At 69.5% G+C, this 17,902-nt stretch carries 17 protein-coding genes; 7 read left to right on the forward strand and 10 right to left on the reverse strand.

Annotation, left to right across the window (positions count from 1 at the left end; translation table 11 throughout):
• Positions 1-281 precede the first annotated feature (281 nt).
• The 4 genes from ABT053_RS08965 to ABT053_RS08980 all read left to right on the forward strand — a co-directional run bounded on the left by ABT053_RS08965 (position 282) and on the right by ABT053_RS08980 (position 5,880).
• The gene (locus ABT053_RS08965) at positions 282-1,289 is read left to right on the forward strand and encodes a single-stranded DNA-binding protein (protein ID WP_350968339.1); all 1,008 of its coding nucleotides are present in this window, start codon (positions 282-284) and stop codon (positions 1,287-1,289) included.
• 1,005 nt (positions 1,290-2,294) lie between these two features.
• The gene (locus ABT053_RS08970) at positions 2,295-3,551 is read left to right on the forward strand and encodes a GGDEF domain-containing protein (protein ID WP_350968340.1); all 1,257 of its coding nucleotides are present in this window, start codon (positions 2,295-2,297) and stop codon (positions 3,549-3,551) included.
• 71 nt (positions 3,552-3,622) lie between these two features.
• Positions 3,623-5,287, forward strand: coding sequence for an energy-dependent translational throttle protein EttA (gene ettA / locus ABT053_RS08975; RefSeq protein ID WP_350968341.1), 1,665 nt, complete (start codon positions 3,623-3,625; stop codon positions 5,285-5,287).
• Between the two features lie 152 nt (positions 5,288-5,439).
• Complete coding sequence (locus tag ABT053_RS08980; RefSeq protein WP_350968342.1) at positions 5,440-5,880, forward strand: acyl-CoA thioesterase; 441 nt, start codon at positions 5,440-5,442, stop codon at positions 5,878-5,880.
• A 106-nt stretch (positions 5,881-5,986) separates the two neighbouring features.
• Here the strand turns inward: ABT053_RS08980 and ABT053_RS08985 are convergent, their stop codons facing one another.
• The 4 genes from ABT053_RS08985 to ABT053_RS09000 form a co-directional block, all read right to left on the reverse strand.
• Positions 5,987-7,522 carry a glycoside hydrolase family 13 protein gene (locus ABT053_RS08985; RefSeq protein WP_350968343.1) on the reverse strand — a complete coding sequence of 512 codons (1,536 nt, stop codon included), beginning with the start codon at positions 7,520-7,522 and terminating at the stop codon, positions 5,987-5,989.
• Between the two features lie 204 nt (positions 7,523-7,726).
• Positions 7,727-8,125, reverse strand: coding sequence for a globin (locus tag ABT053_RS08990; protein WP_350968344.1), 399 nt, complete (start codon positions 8,123-8,125; stop codon positions 7,727-7,729).
• Between the two features lie 19 nt (positions 8,126-8,144).
• Complete coding sequence (locus ABT053_RS08995) at positions 8,145-9,020, reverse strand: mechanosensitive ion channel family protein (RefSeq protein WP_350968408.1); 876 nt, start codon at positions 9,018-9,020, stop codon at positions 8,145-8,147.
• A gap of 642 nt (positions 9,021-9,662) precedes the next feature.
• Positions 9,663-9,950 (reverse strand): hypothetical protein, encoded by a 288-nt coding sequence (locus tag ABT053_RS09000; RefSeq protein ID WP_350968345.1) that lies wholly within the window; start codon positions 9,948-9,950, stop codon positions 9,663-9,665.
• Positions 9,951-10,290: 340 nt separating this feature from the next.
• On the opposite strand from ABT053_RS09000, the gene ABT053_RS09005 reads away from it, so the two are divergent.
• Positions 10,291-11,862: an NsdA family TPR-like regulatory protein gene (locus ABT053_RS09005; protein ID WP_350968346.1), complete on the forward strand. Its 1,572-nt coding sequence runs from the start codon at positions 10,291-10,293 to the stop codon at positions 11,860-11,862.
• Positions 11,859-12,353: a GNAT family N-acetyltransferase gene (locus ABT053_RS09010; protein ID WP_350968347.1), complete on the forward strand. Its 495-nt coding sequence runs from the start codon at positions 11,859-11,861 to the stop codon at positions 12,351-12,353. Before ABT053_RS09005 ends, ABT053_RS09010 begins: the two co-directional genes overlap by 4 nt.
• A gap of 424 nt (positions 12,354-12,777) precedes the next feature.
• On the opposite strand, the gene ABT053_RS09015 is transcribed toward ABT053_RS09010, so the two are convergent.
• Positions 12,778-13,236, reverse strand: a complete 459-nt coding sequence (locus ABT053_RS09015; protein WP_350968348.1) for an NUDIX hydrolase — start codon at positions 13,234-13,236, stop codon at positions 12,778-12,780.
• A 166-nt stretch (positions 13,237-13,402) separates the two neighbouring features.
• On the opposite strand from ABT053_RS09015, the gene purU reads away from it, so the two are divergent.
• Complete coding sequence (gene purU / locus ABT053_RS09020) at positions 13,403-14,257, forward strand: formyltetrahydrofolate deformylase (protein ID WP_350968349.1); 855 nt, start codon at positions 13,403-13,405, stop codon at positions 14,255-14,257.
• 160 nt (positions 14,258-14,417) lie between these two features.
• On the opposite strand, the gene ABT053_RS09025 is transcribed toward purU, so the two are convergent.
• From ABT053_RS09025 to ABT053_RS09045, 5 genes are read right to left on the reverse strand one after another with little or no spacing between them, the layout of a single operon-like run.
• Positions 14,418-14,816, reverse strand: coding sequence for a hypothetical protein (locus ABT053_RS09025; protein WP_350968350.1), 399 nt, complete (start codon positions 14,814-14,816; stop codon positions 14,418-14,420).
• 28 nt (positions 14,817-14,844) lie between these two features.
• Complete coding sequence (hypE, locus tag ABT053_RS09030) at positions 14,845-16,089, reverse strand: hydrogenase expression/formation protein HypE (protein WP_350968351.1); 1,245 nt, start codon at positions 16,087-16,089, stop codon at positions 14,845-14,847.
• Positions 16,086-17,213, reverse strand: coding sequence for a hydrogenase formation protein HypD (gene hypD / locus ABT053_RS09035; RefSeq protein WP_350968352.1), 1,128 nt, complete (start codon positions 17,211-17,213; stop codon positions 16,086-16,088). Before hypD ends, hypE begins: the two co-directional genes overlap by 4 nt.
• Positions 17,214-17,219: 6 nt before the next feature.
• On the reverse strand, positions 17,220-17,471 hold the full coding sequence (locus ABT053_RS09040; RefSeq protein WP_350968353.1) for a HypC/HybG/HupF family hydrogenase formation chaperone: 252 nt from the start codon (positions 17,469-17,471) through the stop codon (positions 17,220-17,222).
• Entirely contained in the window at positions 17,446-17,838 is a 393-nt protein-coding gene (locus tag ABT053_RS09045) for a hydrogenase maturation nickel metallochaperone HypA/HybF (RefSeq protein WP_350968354.1), read from the reverse strand. The genes ABT053_RS09040 and ABT053_RS09045 overlap by 26 nt, the downstream gene beginning before the upstream one ends.
• Positions 17,839-17,902 lie beyond the last annotated feature (64 nt).

A 17,902-nucleotide genomic window follows, 5' to 3' on the forward strand; every position in this document is an offset into this window, starting at 1 on the left:
GAAATGGGTGAGGCTCATCCTCCTTGCCGGGGGGGTGAGCGAGGCCTTGTCCGGGGACGAGCAAGACCCTGTCCGGAGATGAGCGAGGCCGATCCTTCTCGTTCAGTGGGTAGCGAAGCCGATCCTCCTCACTCGGAGTGAGCGAGGCCAGGTTGTCCACAGTTCTCGCGTGTGCCCCGGGCTTATCCACAGAGCACGATTCGGTAATCCGTGCTGGGGGCGGGCCGGGCCATCGTGTCTTCCATGCCGCCGGCACTCGGCCGGCTCTCATGGGAGGCACGATGAACGACATCCACGTCACGCTGACCGGTAACGTCGCGGCCCCGCCGCGCCAACACACCTTCCCCGACGGTTCCCGGGTGACCTCGCTCAAGATCGCTTCAACGAGCCGTTACTTCGATCGCGAGAACCAGCAGTGGCGCAACGGCGAGACGACCTACTTCGGCGTCCGCTGCTTTCGCGGGCTGGCCGACAACGTCGCGCAGTCGGTCCACCTGGGCCAGCCGGTCGTGGTCCAGGGACGGCTGCGGATCCGCGAGTTCGCCCACGAGGGAGAGCGCCGGTTCATGCCCGAGGTGGAGGCCAACTCGCTCGGTCACGACCTGCGCTGGGGGCTCGGGAGCTTTACCAAGCCGCAGCGCGGCGGGCCGGTCGCGGCTCTCGGCAGCGCGGAGCGGAGCGAGCTCGACCGGGAGACCTCCGACTGGGCGATGAGCGGTGGCGCCCCGGTCGCCGCCGGGGCCACCGGCGCCCTGTCCCCGCTGAGGACCGGCCTCGACGACCCGAGGACCGGCCCTGACGACCTGAGGACCAGCCCCGGCGACGAGACGTCCGCGCCGCGCGAGACAGAGATCACGCCAAATGGTGAGGTCACCGAAGACGGTGTGACGCTCGGGGACACCGTCCACCCCCGGGGCATCACTCATCTCGGAGACATCATCGACCTCCGGGACACCGTCGACCTCCGGGACACCGTCGATCCCCGAGAGGCGGCCGATTCCGGAGAAGCCCCCACCCCCGGGGAGGCCGCCGAGGTGCCGCTGCGCGGGCCGGATCGCGAGCCCGCCGGACAGGACCGCCGGCCTGCCGGGAAGGAGCCGGTGGAGGGGGAGACCACGGCGAGGCGGGGAAGGGCGGGGAGGAGCACGACGAGGCGCCACGACGCGGTGGGGGCGAGAAGCTCGGGCACGGGGGCGGAGACGGCCGGAAGCGTGCCGGACGCGATGAGGATCCAGCCGGATGCGAGCGATGAGACGCCCTGGCCGACGCGGGAGAGCCTGGCGGCCTGAGCCGCCCTCCACTGGGAGGTCCGGGTCGCGGGCCTTCCAGTGGACCGGCGTTCGGGGCCGGACCGCCGGCACGGAAAGGGTTCGGGCGGGGGTGATGCCGGGTCAGACAGAGGATGCCGGCTCGCGCTAGGGCGCTGCCGTTCAGGCGGAGGCGGTACCGGTTCGAGCGAAGGTGATGCCGGTTCGAGCGGAGGAAGTGCCAATCCGGGCGGAGGGGGCCGGTCACAGGCAGGGAGCTGAGCGAGGGCAGGTGACCACGGGCCGAAGGATGACACGAAGGCCCAGGAGAAAGGCGAGACAGGTCGAGGGAAGAAGCCGCAGGGCCCAAGAGGCAGGCGAGAGGCGAAGCGGGCTGGAAGGGGGCGAGATGAAGCGGAGGGGTCGCAGAGAGGCAAGACAGGGGCAGGGGGAGAACGAAGGAGGGGAGCGAGGGCGAAGAGGGGAACGGGGGCGAAGGAGGGGCGAGGAGGGGGAACGAGGGGTGTAGAGGGGAGCGGGGGCGAAGGGGGGCGGAGAGAGGCGAGAAACGAGGAGTGAAAAGAGGAGACGAGAGGTGAAGAGGGGAAACGAGGGGTTGGGGAGGCGGGAGATGGGGGTTTTCGCGTGGGGGAGGTGGGGGAGAGCGTCTGACGGAGCAGGGGCCTCGTGGAGAGGGGCCTGGTGCGGGCTGAGTGAGGGGGCATCGGCCGGACGCGGTCGGTGTCTCGCCGCGACAGCGCGGTGACGCCGAGAAACCGGCCGATGGTCTTGCCCGTGTCAGATGCCGAGACACCTGTTAGGTCCAGGTCACGCCCCGCAGCATGGCTTGCTCCTTTCCCACACGGCCCGCTCGCGAGCGAGCGGTTTCCAAGACGTGGGTCAGCCGGTGGGCTGACTCACTCTGTCAAAGGTAGCGGTTACCATCGCGCGTCGCACACTCCGCAACTATTGTGTTACACATCGTTAGTCGGAGAGGGGGACGACATGGCGGCTCCCAGTCACACGTCGGTCAAACCGCGCGACGGCATGACACCCTTGGTCGATCGGTGGCCCCTGCTGGGGCAGCGTCGCCCGCTGGTCGGCTACCTCTGCGGGATAGTAGCGCTGGATCTCGCCGCGATCGTGTTCTTCTCGATATCCGGTGTTTTCCACTGGTCCGATGTGCTGACCTTCACCGCGCTGATGGCGTGCGGAGCCGTGTGCATCGAGGCCACCCGGAGACTCGGCATGCCCGCGGGCGTCTACCGTGATCTGCTCTCCGCCTGGTGGCTGCCCGCCGCACTGCTCCTCCCGCCCCTCTACGCGCTCCTGGCGCCCATCCCGCTCCAGTTCCTGCTGCAGAAGCGGGTGCGCGCGACGGTGGTCTACCGGCGGGTCGTCAGCTCCGCGGCGATCGGCCTGGCCGGATGCGCGGCCTCCCTGCTCTTCCACGCCGTGGTCGGCGACCTGAACGCGCTGACCAGGGGCGAGGGAGGGCCGATCCTCGTGGCCGTCGGCTGCGCGGTCCTGTTCACGGTGATCAACACCGCGCTGATCGCCGTCGCCGCGCACACCGCCGACCCCGACAGCCGCTGGCGGGAGGTCCTTTGGAACCGGGAGAACCTGCTCCTCGACGTCGTCGAGCTCTGTCTCGGCGTCCTCGTCTCCATCACCTGCGGGCTCAACCTGGCCCTGCTCGTCCTGGCGCTGCCCCCGGTGGTGCTGCTGCAGCGCAGCCTGCTGCACGCCCAGCTCCAGGCGGCGGCCCGCACCGACCTCAAGACAGGCCTGCTGAACGCCGCGGCCTGGCAAAGAGAGGCCGACACCGAGATCGTCAGGGCGCGCCGCACGGGGGAGACGCTCGCGCTGCTGATCGTCGACATCGACCATTTCAAGAGGGTCAACGACACCTACGGCCACCTGATAGGCGACCAGGTGCTCGTCGGGGTGGCCGACACCATCCGCAGCCAGCTGCGCGACTACGACGTGGTGGGCCGGTTCGGCGGCGAGGAGTTCGTCGTCCTGCTGCCCAGGGCCGACGTGACCGAGGCCCGCAGGGTCGCCGAGCGGCTGCGCTCCCGGGTGGGGCGGATGGCGGTCCCCGCCGACGAGAACATGATCACCGTGACCATCTCGGTCGGTGTCGCGATCATGAGTGTGCACGGAGACGACCTGATCGAGCTGCTCGCCGCGGCCGACCTCGCTCTTTACCGTGCGAAGGAGCTCGGCCGCGACCAGATCTGCCTGCCCGCCACCGTCGTGCCCCCGGCCCGCAGGCCGGGATCCGAGGCCGCTCCCGGCTGAACTCCCGCCCAACTCCCAAGCCCTGTCCCGGGTCGCCCATAGCTGAACTCCCCAGGCCCTAAACTAAAGGCATGCCGGAGTACATCTACACACTGCAGCGCGTGCGCAAGGCGCACGGCGACAAGGTCGTCCTCGACGACGTGACGCTGTCGTTCCTGCCGGGCGCCAAGATCGGTGTCCTGGGCCCCAACGGCACCGGAAAGTCGACGCTGCTGAAGATGATGGCGGGCCTGGAGCAGCCGTCCAACGGCGACGCCCGGCTCATGCCCGGCTTCACCGTCGGCATGCTCCAGCAGGAGCCCCCCCTCAACGAATCCAAGACCGTCCTCGGCAACGTCGAAGAGGGTGTCGCCGAGACCAAGGCGATGCTCGACCGCTTCAACGAGATCGCCGAGCTGATGGCCACCGACTACAGCGACGAGCTCCTCAACGAGATGGGCAAGCTCCAGGACGCCCTCGACCACCGCAACGGCTGGGATCTCGACAGCCAGCTGGAGCAGGCGATGGACGCCCTCCGCTGCCCCCCGCCGGAGTCCGAGGTCACCCAGCTCTCCGGTGGCGAGCGCCGCCGGGTCGCCCTCTGCAAGCTGCTCCTGGAGCAGCCCGACCTGCTGCTGCTCGACGAGCCCACCAACCACCTCGACGCCGAGAGTGTCCAGTGGCTCGAGTCGCACCTGGAGAAATACCCGGGCACCGTCCTGGCCGTCACCCACGACCGCTACTTCCTGGACAATGTGGCCAACTGGATCCTGGAGCTCGACCGGGGCCGCTGCCACCCCTACGAGGGCAATTACTCCACCTACCTGGAGGCCAAGGCGGCGCGGCTCAAGCTCGAGGGCCAGAAGGACGCCAAGCGCAAGAAGCGCCTGGAGGAGGAGCTGGTGTGGGTCCGCTCCAACGCCAGGGCCCGCCAGACCAAGAGCCGGGCGCGTCTGGAGCGCTACGAGGAGATGGCCGCCGAGGCCGACAAGCACCGCAAGCTCGACTTCGAGGAGATCCAGATCCCGCCGGGCCCGCGCCTGGGGACCACGGTCATCCGGTCCGAGAAGCTCACCAAGGGCTTCGAGGAGCGGGTCCTGATGGAGGGCCTCTCCTTCGACCTCCCGCGTAACGGCATCGTCGGCATCATCGGCCCGAACGGTGTCGGAAAGACGACCCTGTTCCGCATGATCACCGGCAGCGAGACGCCCGACGGCGGTGAGATCGTCATCGGCGACACCGTCAAGCTCTCCTACGCCGACCAGAGCCGGGGCGGGATCGACCCGAAGAAGAACGTCTGGGAGGTCGTCTCCGACGGGCTCGACTACATCAAGGTCGGCCAGGTCGAGATGCCGTCCCGCGCCTACATCGCCGCGTTCGGGTTCAAGGGCCCGGACCAGCAGAAGAAGGCGGGCATCCTGTCCGGCGGAGAGCGCAACCGGCTCAACCTGGCGCTCACCCTCAAGCAGGGTGGCAACGTGCTGCTGCTCGACGAGCCCACCAACGACCTCGACACCGAGACGCTCTCCAGCCTGGAGAACGCGCTGCTGGAGTTCCCGGGCTGCGCGGTCATCACCTCGCACGACCGGTGGTTCCTCGACCGCATCGCGACCCACATCCTCGCCTGGGAAGAGGGCTCCAACTGGTTCTGGTTCGAGGGCAACTACGCCGACTACGAGAAGAACAAAATCGAGCGCCTGGGTGCCGACGCGGCCCGGCCGCACCGCGTCACCTACCGCAAGCTCACCCGCGACTGATCCCGGTCCCGGAGACCGGGAACGGACAGGTCTCCGGTCCGGGCCCGCCCGCGACGGGCGCGGTCCCGGCCGGGAGTGACCGGCGCGTTCCCTGACGAGCCCCCGATGCCCCGCCGTGCGGCGGGCGCCGGGGGCTCGCTACGGTTCTGGGTGTGTTTGGACAGAGAATCGCGGACGGCGTCGGCCGTGGTCACCGGCATGTGTTCCCCAGGGCCGTCAGGTTCGCCGACATCGACTCGCTGGGACACGTCAACAACGTGCGGTTTCTCGACTACCTGGAGGACGCGCGGCTGGCGCTGTTCCATGTCGACCCCCACCGCGAGGGCACCGAGCCGTTCAAGGGGCTCGTGATCGCCCGGCACGAGGTCGACTACCTGCGTCCCCTCACCTTCCGTCCCGATCCGGTCCGGGTGGAGTCGTGGGTGACGGAGATCCGGCCGGTGCGGTTCACCCTCGCGTACGAGATCCGTGACGATGAGGAGATCTTCGTCAAGGCCCGCTCGGTGCTCGTGGCCTACGACGTGGCGAGGGCCGCCCCGCGACGGTTCGACCGGGACGAGCTCGCCTATCTGAGCAGGTTCGCCGACGCCTGAGACCGGGGCCGGCAACGGGACCGGGACCGGGACCGGGGAGCGGTGGCCGGGTCGTGTTCGCCTGTCCGGTGCGGCCGCCCTTAAAAGGGCGGCCGCACCGGGAACCTCAGGCGTCGGGGGTGTACAGCCAGGCCGCGGTGTCCGGCAGGAGCAGGTGACCGTCCACCGGGGCGCTGCCGATCAGGACGCGCTCGTGCGGCGGCAGTTGCACCGGCTCGGAACCGCAGTTGATGACGCAGGTCAGGGCACCCCGGCTGAAGATGAGGGCGTCCTCGGGGGCGTCCAGCCAGGTGATCTCGTCGGGCAGCGTGCCGCGCAGCTCGCGGCGGGCGCGCAGGGCCTCCTGGTAGAAGCTCAGCGTCGAGCCCGGGTCGTTCGCCTGGCGCTCGGCGGAGAGCACGACCCACTCGACCGGCTGGGGCAGCCAGGGGCGTGTCCCCTCGGGCGAGAAGCCGTAGGGCTCGGCCACGCCGGACCAGGGGAGGGGGACCCGGCAGCCGTCGCGGCCGGGCAGCTCTCCCTTGGAACGGGCGAAGATGGGGTCCTGACGGGCCTCCGGGGGAAGATCCTTCACCTCGGGGAGGCCTAGTTCCTCCCCCTGGTAGAGATATGCCGAGCCCGGCAGGGCGAGCATCGCGAGCAGGGCCGCACGGGCCCGGGAGAGGCCCGTCGTGGAGTTGGGCAGGCCGCCGCCGTACCGGGTCACGTGGCGGATCACGTCGTGGTTGGAAAGCACCCAGGTCGGAGCGGTCACGGCGGCCAGCGTGTCATCGATGATCTTCTTGAACGCGGGCCCGGACCAGGGCGCCTCCAGCCAGGCGAAGTTGAAGCTCTGGTGCAGCTCGTCGGGGCGGACGTACAGCGCGAGATCCTCGGCGGAGTCGGTCCAGACCTCGCCGATCGCCATCCGCTCGCCCTCGTAGGAGTCGAGCACCTTGCGCCACTCGCGGTAGACCTCGTGCACCTCCGGCCGCCCCCAGATCGGCGACTCGGCCTTGAAGGCCTGGCCCTCCGGCGGGGTGTCCGGCAGCCCCTCGGCCTTGTACAGGCCCATCGCCACGTCGATCCTGAACCCGTCCACCCCCCGGTCGAGCCAGAAGCGCAGCACGTCCAGGAATTCGGAGTGCACCTCGGGGTTGCGCCAGTTGAAGTCGGGCTGCTCGGGGGCGAAGAGGTGGAGATACCACTGCCCGTCGGGCGTCTTGCTCCAGGCCGGGCCGCTGAAGGTCGACTGCCAGTTGTTGGGCGGCAGGTCCCCGCCGTCGCGGAAGACGTAGCGGTCGCGTCCCTCGCCCCGCAGCGCGGCCTGGAACCACTCGTGGGCGGAGGAGCTGTGGTTCGGGACGATGTCGACGATCACCCGAAGCCCGAGCCGGTGCGCCTCGGAGACGAGCTCGTCGAAGTCGGCGAGCGTGCCGAAGAGCGGGTCGACGTCGCGGTAGTCGGCGACGTCGTAGCCGCCGTCGGCCATGGGAGAGCGGTAGAAGGGGGTCAGCCAGATCGCGTCCACGCCGAGTTCGGCGAGGTACGGCAGGCGCTGCCTGATGCCGGGCAGGTCGCCGACGCCGTCTCCGGAGGCGTCGGCGAAGCTGCGAACGTAGATCTCGTAGACGACGGCGTCACGCCACCAGGGGGTTTCCATGTGCATGGGTTGCCCCCGCTCGGTGGTGTTTATGCGTCGCGGCCCCCGGCCGTGCGGGGTTCGTGCGCCGGGGGCGTCGACACGCGCCGGTCCGCGCGTCGTGATCCCCGGTCACCCGGTGGTGCCGGGGACCGTGGTCACGCGGTGACCTGCGCGCCGGGGACCCTGACCGGGCCGGGACTCACGTGCCGATCGAAGGCCGGCTCACGCGTCGGGGGCGTTGACCATGCTGTGCGCCGCGTACACGAGATAGTCCCAGAGACGCTTCTCCAGGTCGTCGGGGAGCTCCAGGGAGACCACCGCGTCGTGCATCCGCCGGAGCCAGGCGTCGCGCTCGGCCGAGCGGATGACGAACGGGTTGTGCCGCATCCGCAGCCGGGGGTGGCCCCGCTGCGTGCTGTAGGTGTTGGGACCACCCCAGTATTGGATAAGGAACAGGCGGAGCCGCTCCTCGGCGCCTTCGAGGTCGTCCTCGGGGTACAGCGGCAGGAGGATCGGGTCGGCCGCCACTCCCTGGTAGAAGTGGTGCACCAGACGCCTGAAGGCTTCCTCGCCGCCGACGGCGTCGTAGAAGGACTCGGATTCCTCGGGGGTAGCGGACACGGCTCCAGCCTAATTGACGTCAGGCGGCGATCGTGATGTCGGCCCGGTCGAGGGCGGACTTGATCCGAAGGCGCAGCTCCCGGGCGACCTCCGCCTGCCGGGAGGGGATGGTCTTGGCGCTGACCCGGAAGATGATGGCCGTGTCGGAGATCTGCTCGATGCCCCAGACCTGCGGCTCCTCGACGATGATCGAGTCGCGGAAGGCGGGCTCGTTCCACATCTCGTCGGCGACCTCCTTGAGCAGGTCGCGGACCACCGGGATCTCGGAGGCGTACGCCACCGGCACGTCGACCGTGGCGCGCGACCAGCCCTGCGACTCGTTGCCGACCCGGGTGATCGTGCCGTTGCGGATGTACCAGACCCGGCCGTCGGCGTCGCGCAGGCGGGTGATGCGCAGGGTGACCGCCTCCACGGTGCCGATCGCCGCGCCCGCGTCGATCACGTCGCCCACGCCGTACTGGTCCTCCAGGAGCATGAACATGCCGGCGATGAAGTCCTTGACGAGCTCCTGGGCGCCGAAGCCGATCGCCACGCCCAGGATGCCGACGCTGGTCAGCAGGGGGGCGATGGGGACGGAGAGGCGTTCGAGGACGGTCAGCACGGCGGTGCCCATGATGATGATCGAGGCGATGTGCCTGAGCACCGAGCCGATGGTCTCGGCCCGCTGCCTGCGCCGCTCGGCCACGATCGCGTCGAGGCCCTCGGGGGTGACCGTCTCCCTGCCGCGCAGCCGCCCCGCCAGGGACGCGCGCTCGGTGGACGCCCGGCGCACCACCCGGCCGATCAGCCGGTGCGCCACGTTGCGCAGGATCAGCGCGATGACCACGACCAGCGTGATGGCGATCAGCCCCGCGATCACGGGGGCCACCCAGTCGACGGCCGCGGGCACGAGCATCTTCACGAAGTCGCAGATTACCCCACCGCCGTTCCCGCACCCCTGTGTTAAGCCAGCGCTCATGTCGAGAAGGTTGTCGACGACGACTCCCGGACCTGAGGTCGGGGTGGCGCTGGGGGTGGGGGTGGGCGTGGGGGAAAGCAGGAACACGGAGTGGATCCCTCTCGGATCGGTTCGACCGGCGGACCGGATGAGTCGTGCGACCCATCCATATTGCCGATCGAACCGGCCTCCGTCACATCACGCCGGGGAAGACGGGGACATCCTGGTCTAGGGCCGCGGGGGCGGACCCGGATGCCCCGGTGACGGGACGACCCGGACGGGACACGCACCCGGAAGCGTGTCCCGTACCGTTCCCGAAAGGGATCCCTCCGGTCACCGCCCGGACGAGAGACCGGACGGCAGCCTGTGCTTTACAGCAGTTCGTGGGTTCCGGCTCGCGAGAGCCTTCGCGTTCCGGCCGCTCTTTCCGGCGTTCCCGCCGTTTCCGCAGGTGGGAGTTCGCGCGTGTCGGCCGGTCGATTCGGAGCCGGCGGGGTGCCCAGCGTCCGAGGACGCTCCGCACCGGTCACCCCGCCGGCTCCGCCGAGCCGCGGCAGGCGCGGCACACCGGGCGGGTGAAGGCCCGGTGTGCCGCTCACCTCACTCTCCTACCGCGGCGAGTACGCGTGCGACCTTGGTCGCGGCACCGGCGGGGTCCTCCGCCGTGTGCATTCGTTCACCCCAGGACCACCAGTAGTACCAATCCCGATGGCTGGGGGCGGCGGCCTGCGCGCGGCAGGTGACGTTCTCCGCCAGGCTGGTCGCCTTCGGATTGATCACGCGCACGAACGCGCGGCCCGAGTGGGTCCGCACCACGCGGGCGTGCAGCCCGCGGCAGTCAAGCTCCGTCACCAGCCGCTCAAGGTGCCGGAAATCGTCCTCACCCACCTCGTCCCTCCTCGTGGTCTCGGCTTGCCGGCACCGAATCGTGTTCGTCCGATCACGCTTACGGTGCTGCTCGCCAAAGATGACTCACGGTGGCCCTACGGGTCAATTCGGGGAAAACCCAGTTCAGGGTGGGCGATGTGCCAAGTAGGTTGAAAGAAACAGTCCCTCGGGGGACGATTCTTAGCCAGCGGCTTTATTAGCGTGTTCCGGATGAGTCAAACGTGGTCCATCATTCTCGGTAGGCGCAGTGCGACGGAAAGATCACACTGAGTCAAGGGAGAGAGGACCGGTCGGGACCAGTGTGCCAGCCAGCCCGGCTGGCCACGAGAGAGGGGCCGGTATGTCCGGCAGGCAGCACAGGGAGACAGAGTTAGCGAGGCAGGTCCGGGCCCGTGGCCTGGCCGCCGGGAAGTCCTCGGCGCAGATAGCCGAGGAAATCTACGAAAAGTGCAGTTCGCAATTCGGGACCACTCGCATTAAAGGTCACCGCCTCGCGCACGGCGTCGCTCTCGCGGACGTCATCGAGCAGATACGGGCGCTGTTCGAGCGCGACGGCAAGGCGGCCCCCGGCATCGGCGAGACGCTCCTGTCCGCGTACGAGAGCGGGCTGAAGCGGCCCGGTCCCGAATACCTGCACTACCTGTGCTCCGCCTACCGGGTCGAACCCGCCTCCCTCGGGTACGACGGCCCGTGCATCTGCGGCCACGGCCACAAGATGCCCGGTGTCGTCCGGGGTGATCTCCAGGATGGAAGACCCGACACGTCCCCTGGTCCGCGTGAGCTGCTGATCCAGCCGATCGGCCTCGAGTATTCCGCGGACGGGGGTGAGGAGGACGAGAACGTGCTACGGAGGACGCTTTTACAACTCCTGGGCGGCAGTGCCATCGCGCTGGACGGGCAGGTGCTCGGATCGGTGGAGAGCATGCGCAGGAGGATGGACGACACGCTGGTCTCGGCCACCGTCTCGCCCGCGATGCTCGACCAATGGGAGGAATCCACGGTCGGCCTCGGCCGCCAGTACGCGAACACCGCCCCGCTCAGGCTGCTGTGCGACGTGATGCTCGAGTTCGCCGCGGTGCGCAAGGCCATGGAGCGGCGCCAGCCGGTCGACCTGCAGGAACGACTCTGCCGCATGGCGGCGCAGCTCGCCGGTCTGACCGGCATGATCATGGTCAACCTCGGTGACCACCGGCTCGCCCGGTCCTTCTTCAGGACCGGCAGGACCGCGGCGGACGAGACCGGCGACCGGGCGCTGAGGGCGTGGGTCATCGCCAGGGAGTCCCTGGTCCCGCTCTACTACGGCGATCCGCGCGAGGCGCTCAACCTCGCCAGGAAGAGCCGTGACCTGGCCGGGCAGACGCCCTGCGCGGCCCAGGCGATGGCCCCGGTGGTCGAGGCCCGCGCGCTCGCGATGATGTCGGGCTCGGGCAAGAAGGACGTGGTGGACCAGGCGAAACGGGCGCTGTCGAGGGCGAGGGCGGCCTTCTCCCAGATGACCGCCGCGGACCAGGACGACTCGACCTTCGGCTACACCGAGCGCCAGCTCTACTTCCACCAGGGAGACGCGCTGGTCAAGCTCGGGCAGGCGATGGAGGCCGACCTCATCCTGGAACAGGCGCTCACCAAGTACGGTCCGACCGACTGGCTCGACCCGACCTTCATCAGGTTCGACCGGGCCCAGTGCAAGATCCTTGAGGGTGACGTGGACGAGGCGCTGGAGATCGCCCAGCGTACGGTCTCGGGTCTCGACGAGGCCTGCCGGCCCGACATCCTCATGCAGCGCGCCCACGAGGTGGGCAAACAGGTCGAGGGGAAGGCACCCGGCCATCCCAAGCTCAAGACCTACATGGAATCGCTGCGCAGCCGCAGCGCGTCGACGGAGGATCCGGTGGCCGACAGGAGTGGCAGTTGAAGCCGAGGCTTCGGCGTTATCGCTGGTCCGACCTCGACGCCGTCTGGGCGCTCCACCAGATATGCCTCGCCCAGGTCGGTCTCGCGCCGGGAGACGGCGTCTACTACGAGGACGACTTCCCGAGGATCCACGAGATCTACCTCGCCGACCGGGGTGAGTTCCTCGTGGGGGAGATGCCCGACGGGCGCGTCGCCACGATGGGCGGTCTCCGCCGCGTCGACGACCAGACCGCCGAGATGTGCCGCATGCGAGTCCACCCGGAGTTCCAGCGTCGCGGTTTCGGCGCCCAGATGGTCCTCGCCCTGGAGGCGCGGGCCCTGGAGCTCGGTTACGCACGCCTTCGCGGTGACACCACCCTGAATCAGCTCGCGGCGATGGAGCTCTATCGCAAGTTCGGGTGGCGCGAGATTCGCCGGGAAGAGCGAGGGGGATGTGTGGTGATTTACGGAGAAAAAGACCTGGTAGCCGCTATGTCCTCTTTAACTAAATGATCTGAAATTTAGATAGCTTTACTGCTAAGTGTTGCTTATTCCGGAAATGTGCGAAAAATTGTTCTTCGTACCTACCGCTATTCATCTGGTGAGTGCGATGAAAAAGATCATTGTCCACAAAACCGGCGTGTCCAGGCTCGGTGGCGTCGCCAGCGCCATCCACAAGGGATGAGATTCTTTCCGGCCGGGAGAATCGGCCTCTGACGGCAGGCGGTCCTCGATCTCGCGGATCGGGGACCGCGCGGGCTTTTCACGCCCTGCGCATTCGGCCGCCCCTGCGCATTCGGCCCCGGTCTCGTCCTCGGCCCCGATCGCGTCCTCGGTCTCGGTCTTGTCCTCGGCCCCGATGGCGTCCTCGGTCCCGGCCGCGTCCCCGCTCTTGAGTGTGTCCCCGCTCTTGGCCGCGTCCTCGGTCCCGGCCGGGTCACCCCAGGCGGACGATCCGGGAGACGACCTCCGGCAGGTCCGGGGGCTCCAGGAAGTCGGGGAGATCGGCCATCTCCGCCGGTGAGAACCAGCCGTACCCCAGGTAGGTGATGTTCTCCTCGGCGGTGAACGCCCCCGCGCCCACCTCGGGGGTGCCTTCGAACCTGGCGAGATAGAACCGCTCGGTCTTGACGTAGTGGACGCCGATCCAGTGGAAGTCCCGGCGCACCGGCACCCACCGGTCCAGTACCGCCTCGCCCGGCAGGCCCGTCTCCTCGGTGAGCTCGCGCCGCGCGGCGTCGAGGGGGGTCTCGCCCGGGTCGATCCCGCCGCCCGGCGGCTCCCACAGGCCCCGGCCGCCGGAGGGGTCGCGCCAGTGCATGAGCAGCACCCGGCCGGACCCGTCCACACAGATCACCCGGGCCGCGGGCCTGGCGTTCGGCTGAGGGTCGTCCATAGGCCAGGGACGCTACCACCCGCCGGTCGCGGGCTTCCGGCGGCCATGGCGTCTCCTGGCCCGCCACGTGCCGGACCGCCGGGTGTGGCGTGGGGATTCGCTGTACTCTGCCCACGTCAGGTGGAAGCACCGTACGATCCGACCTCTCAAGCTCAAGGGTGAAGGCATGAGTTCCAGGGCCGAGTTTGTGTTGACGCTGTCCTGCCCGGACCGTCCCGGCGTGGTGGCCGCGGTCTCCGGTCTCCTGGCCGGGCGGGGATGCAACATCATCGAGAGCCAGCAGTTCGGGGACGTCGTGTCCGAGCGGTTCTTCATGCGGGTGCAGTTCGCCTCCACGCTGCCCGACGGGAAGCTGCGCGAGGCCTTCGCCGCGCTCGCCCCCGAGTTCGGGATGGACTTCAAGCTGCGGGACGTCTCGGTCAAGCCGCGCGTGCTGGTGATGGTCAGTAAGTTCGGCCACTGCCTGAACGATCTCCTCTACCGGATGCGCTCGGGCCTGCTCGACATCGAGATCGTCGCGGTCGTCTCCAACCACCCGGACCTGCGGCCGCTGACCCAGTCGTACGGCATCGACTATCACCACCTGCCGGTCACCTCCGAGACCAAGCCCAGGCAGGAGCAGGAGATCCTGACGCTGGTCGACCACTACCGGGCCGATCTGGTGGTGCTCGCCCGCTACATGCAGGTGCTGTCGGAGGACCTCTGCGTGAAGCTCGCGGGCAACGTGATCAACATTCACCACTCGTTCCTGCCGTCGTTCAAGGGCGCCAAGCCCTACCACCAGGCACACTCCCGCGGCGTGAAGCTGATCGGCGCGACCGCCCACTACGTGACCGCCGACCTCGACGAGGGCCCGATCATCGAGCAGGAGGTCGCCCGGGTCAACCACACCCACTCCGCGGAGGACCTCGCCGCCATCGGCCGCGACGTCGAGTGCCAGGCCCTGGCGCGGGCCGTCCGCTGGCACACCCAGCAGCGCGTCCTGCTCGACGGCCACAAGACGATCGTCTTCCCCCGCTAGCGCGGCTGATCAGCCCGGCCGAGCCTGGACGGTCAGCCCGGCCGACCGGCCTGGACGGTCAGCCTGGGTGGTCAGCCCGGCCGATCAGCCTGAACGTTCAGCTCTGGGCGGTCAGCCCGGCCGAGCCTGGGCGGTCAGCCCAACCGACCAGCCCGGCCGGTCAGCCTGGGCGCCGGGCGGGTTTCCGCGGGCTGACGCCGGTGGCGTCCTCGGGGCGGGAGACGCCGTAGGGGCGCCCCCTCTCGTCGGTGCCGACCTTCTCGCGGCCCCGCTCCTTCTTCCGGGAGGCGGTCTTCTCGGCGCCGCGGTTCTCGCTGGTGCCGACGCCCAGCGGGGACCGGGCCTCGGTGTCGGTGGCGGAGACGCCCCCGCGCTCCGCGTCGGATATCACGCGGGGCGGCCCCTTGCCTTCCGGAGGGGGGCCGAAGGCCAGGTTGCCCGACCGTACGACCTCCTCGCTCGCGTGGCCCGCGTCGCGGGAGCGGCCCTGCCTCGCCGTCTCGCCGCGGCCGCCCCTGCCGCTCCGGCCCTTGCGGCCGGGTTCGCGTTTGTCGTTCATGTCCGGTCCCCCTGGATTCGCCGGTCACTCAGCAGATTCTCGGTAGCGGGTCGCCGACCAGCAGGTCGACGATGCGGGTGCCGCCGAAGGAGGTCCTGAGCAGGACCAGTCCCGGCGGGTCGTCGTTGATCCGCCCGATGATCGCCGCCTCGGAGCCGAGCGGGTGGGAGCGGAGGGCGGCCAGCGCCGCGTCGGCGGAGTCCCCGGCCACCACCGCGACCATCCGCCCCTCGCAGGCGACGTAGAGCGGGTCGATCCCCAGCAGCTCGCACGCCCCCCGTACGGCGGGACGGACCGGCACCGCGTCCTCGTCGAGGATGACGGCGACCCGCGAGGCCTCCGCTATCTCGTTGACGACCGTCGCCACCCCGCCCCGGGTCGCGTCGCGCAGACAGCGCACCGCGCCGCCGCCGTTGCCGCCACTGCCGGTGCCGGTGCCGGTGCCGTCCGTGCCGCCGCCGCAGGCGTCCAGCAGCGCGTCGACGAGGGTGTTGAGCGGAGCGGTGTCGGAGCGGAGGTCGGCCTCGATGTCGAGTTCCCCCCGGGCGAGCATGACGGTGATCCCGTGTTCGCCGATCGGCCCCGACACGATGACCGCGTCTCCCGGCCGCGCGGAGGCCGCGCTCAGGCGGACGGGCCGGTCGAGCGTCCCGATGCCGGAGGTGGTGACGTAACAGCCGTCCGCCTTGCCCCGCTCCACGACCTTGGTGTCGCCGGTGACGATCCACACGCCCGCCGCCCGCGCGGCCTCGGCCATCGAGGCGGCGACGCGCCGCAGGTCGGCGACGGGGAAGCCCTCTTCGAGGATGAATCCGGCCGAGAGGTAACGAGGGCGGGCCCCGCACATGGCCAGGTCGTTGACGGTGCCGTTGACCGCGAGGTCGCCGATGTCGCCGCCCGGGAAGAACAGCGGCGTGACCACGAACGCGTCGGTGGTGAAGGCGAGCCCGTCGGCGACCGCGCCGTCCTCCAGGAGCTCCAGCATCGGGTTGCGGAACGACTCCAGGAACACCGCCTCGATCAGGGTGTGCGTGGCCTTGCCGCCCGCGCCGTGCGCCAGGGTGACGCGGTCCTCCCGCACGCGCGCCCCGCGCCGCCGCACCCGCTCGATCCGGTCCAGCACCTGCCGCTCCCGGTCGCGCTCCCTTTCCCTCATGTTTCTCAGGTCTTTCGGGTCCGCTGCCTGCGGCTCGACACCGGGTGATCTCGGAGGGTCCATCTCGCGTACGCCGTGGTCCCCGCCCCGGCCGGTGCCGTCTCTCCCGTCGCTCACCTCCGGGTCGCCTCCTTGACGCGCTCGCGCGAGAAGCGGCCGAAGTCGTAGTAGGCCGCGCAGGCGCCCTCGGACGACACCATGCACGTGCCGATCGGTGTCTCCGGGGTGCACGCGGTGCCGAACACCTTGCACTCCCAGGGCTTGAGCACTCCCTTGAGCACCTCGCCGCACTGGCACGCCTTCGGGTCGGCCACCCGCCCGCCCGGAATCCGGAAGATCCGTTCGGCGTCGAAGGCGGCGTACCGCTCCGTGAGCCTGAGCGCCGACTGCGAGATGAAGCCCAGCCCCCGCCACTCGAAGTACGGCCGCAGCTCCATCACCTGGCCGATGACGCGCAGGGCCTTGGGGTTGCCGTCCCACGGGACCACCCGGGCGTACTGGTTCTCCACCTCGGAACGGCCCTCGGACAGCTGTACGAGGATGCGGTAGACCGTGTGCAGCACGTCCAGCGGCTCGAAACCGGCCACCACCAGGGGCCTGCCGTAGGCGCGCGCGACGAACCCGTACGGCCGGCAGCCGATCACGGTGGAGACGTGGCCCGGCCCGATGAACCCGTCCAGGCGCAGGTCGGGGGAGTCCAGGATCGCCTTGATGGCGGGGATGATCGTCACGTGGTTGCAGAAGACCGAGAAGTTCCCGATCCCCTCGGCCTCGGCGCGCAGGACCGTCATCGCCGTCGAGGGCGCGGTGGTCTCGAACCCGATGGCCATGAAGACCACCCGCCTGCCGGGGTTCTTCCGGGCGATCTTCAGGGCGTCCAGCGGGGAGTACACCATCCGGATGTCGGCTCCCCGCGCCTTGGCGTCGAGGAACGAGCCGTTCCCGCCGGGCACCCGCATCATGTCGCCGAACGACGTCATGATCACGTCCGGCTGCTCGGCGATGTGGATGGCGTCGTCCACCCGTCCCATGGGGATGACGCAGACCGGGCAGCCGGGACCGTGCACCAGGGTGACGGCCTCGGGCAGGTAGTCCTCCAGGCCGTGCTTGTAGATCGTGTGGGTGTGCCCGCCGCACACCTCCATGAACTTGTAGTCGCGGCCGGGCTCGCACAGCGCGGCGATCCGCGCGGCGAGCGTCCGGGCCTTCTCGGCGTCGCGGTACTCGTCGACGAAACGCATCGGCCCTCACCCCTCTCCGATCGTGGATTCCCGGAGGGCCGCGATCTCGTCCTCGTACGCCTGGCCGATGCTCTCGAGGAAGTCGAGCGCGGCCCTGGCCTCCACCTCGTCGATCTTCGACATCGCGAACCCGACGTGGATGAGGATCCAGTCCCCGGGCACGACGAGTTGCCCTTCGAGCAGGCCGATGTTGATCGCGCGCTTCACGCCGCAGACGTCGACCATGGCCAGGTCAGGATGATCCGACAGGATTTCCACGATCTCGCCGGGAATGCCCAGGCACATGAGAGGCCTCCGCCATCTGGATGGATTCGAGGAGGAGGTCGTCGCCGCCCTCGGTGTCGATATCGGTGTCGCCGCATCCCGCGCAGACGGCGAAGGGCTCGACGGAGGTGGACGTGCTCCCGCAGGAGCGGCAGGTCATCCGCACGGGGACGATGACCAGCTCCACGTGGGCGTCCTCGGCCACGGACCCTTCGGAGATCGAGGAGAACGCCTGGTTGATCCCCGGTTCCGTGACGCGGAGCAGGGCGCCCGCGTGGACTCGCGCCCGCCGCACCCGTCTGCCGTCCGCGCGTCTCTCCACCGCGATGAGGATCGCCTCGGCGATCCCGAATTCATGCATGATCGTTCTCTCTCTTCGTGTTGGTTCGCGTCGCTTCGCATTGGTGCGCGTTGAGGGGTTTTTG

This window comes from Streptosporangium sp. NPDC002524 (assembly GCF_040295985.1).
GTDB lineage: Bacteria > Actinomycetota > Actinomycetes > Streptosporangiales > Streptosporangiaceae > Streptosporangium.

Bases quoted from the DNA above. Each gene is read 5' to 3' on its own strand.
- ABT053_RS08965 (WP_350968339.1), top strand. From the start codon at position 282: ATGAACGACATCCACGTCACGCTGACCGGTAACGTCGCGGCCCCGCCG.
- ABT053_RS08970 (WP_350968340.1), top strand. From the start codon at position 2,295: ATGACACCCTTGGTCGATCGGTGGCCCCTGCTGGGGCAGCGTCGCCCG.
- ettA (WP_350968341.1), top strand. From the start codon at position 3,623: ATGCCGGAGTACATCTACACACTGCAGCGCGTGCGCAAGGCGCACGGC.
- ABT053_RS08985 (WP_350968343.1), bottom strand. From the start codon at position 7,522: ATGGAAACCCCCTGGTGGCGTGACGCCGTCGTCTACGAGATCTACGTT.
- ABT053_RS08995 (WP_350968408.1), bottom strand. From the start codon at position 9,020: ATGCTCGTGCCCGCGGCCGTCGACTGGGTGGCCCCCGTGATCGCGGGG.
- ABT053_RS09005 (WP_350968346.1), top strand. From the start codon at position 10,291: ATGTCCGGCAGGCAGCACAGGGAGACAGAGTTAGCGAGGCAGGTCCGG.
- ABT053_RS09015 (WP_350968348.1), bottom strand. From the start codon at position 13,236: ATGGACGACCCTCAGCCGAACGCCAGGCCCGCGGCCCGGGTGATCTGT.
- purU (WP_350968349.1), top strand. From the start codon at position 13,403: ATGAGTTCCAGGGCCGAGTTTGTGTTGACGCTGTCCTGCCCGGACCGT.
- ABT053_RS09025 (WP_350968350.1), bottom strand. From the start codon at position 14,816: ATGAACGACAAACGCGAACCCGGCCGCAAGGGCCGGAGCGGCAGGGGC.
- hypD (WP_350968352.1), bottom strand. From the start codon at position 17,213: ATGCGTTTCGTCGACGAGTACCGCGACGCCGAGAAGGCCCGGACGCTC.
- ABT053_RS09045 (WP_350968354.1), bottom strand. From the start codon at position 17,838: ATGCATGAATTCGGGATCGCCGAGGCGATCCTCATCGCGGTGGAGAGA.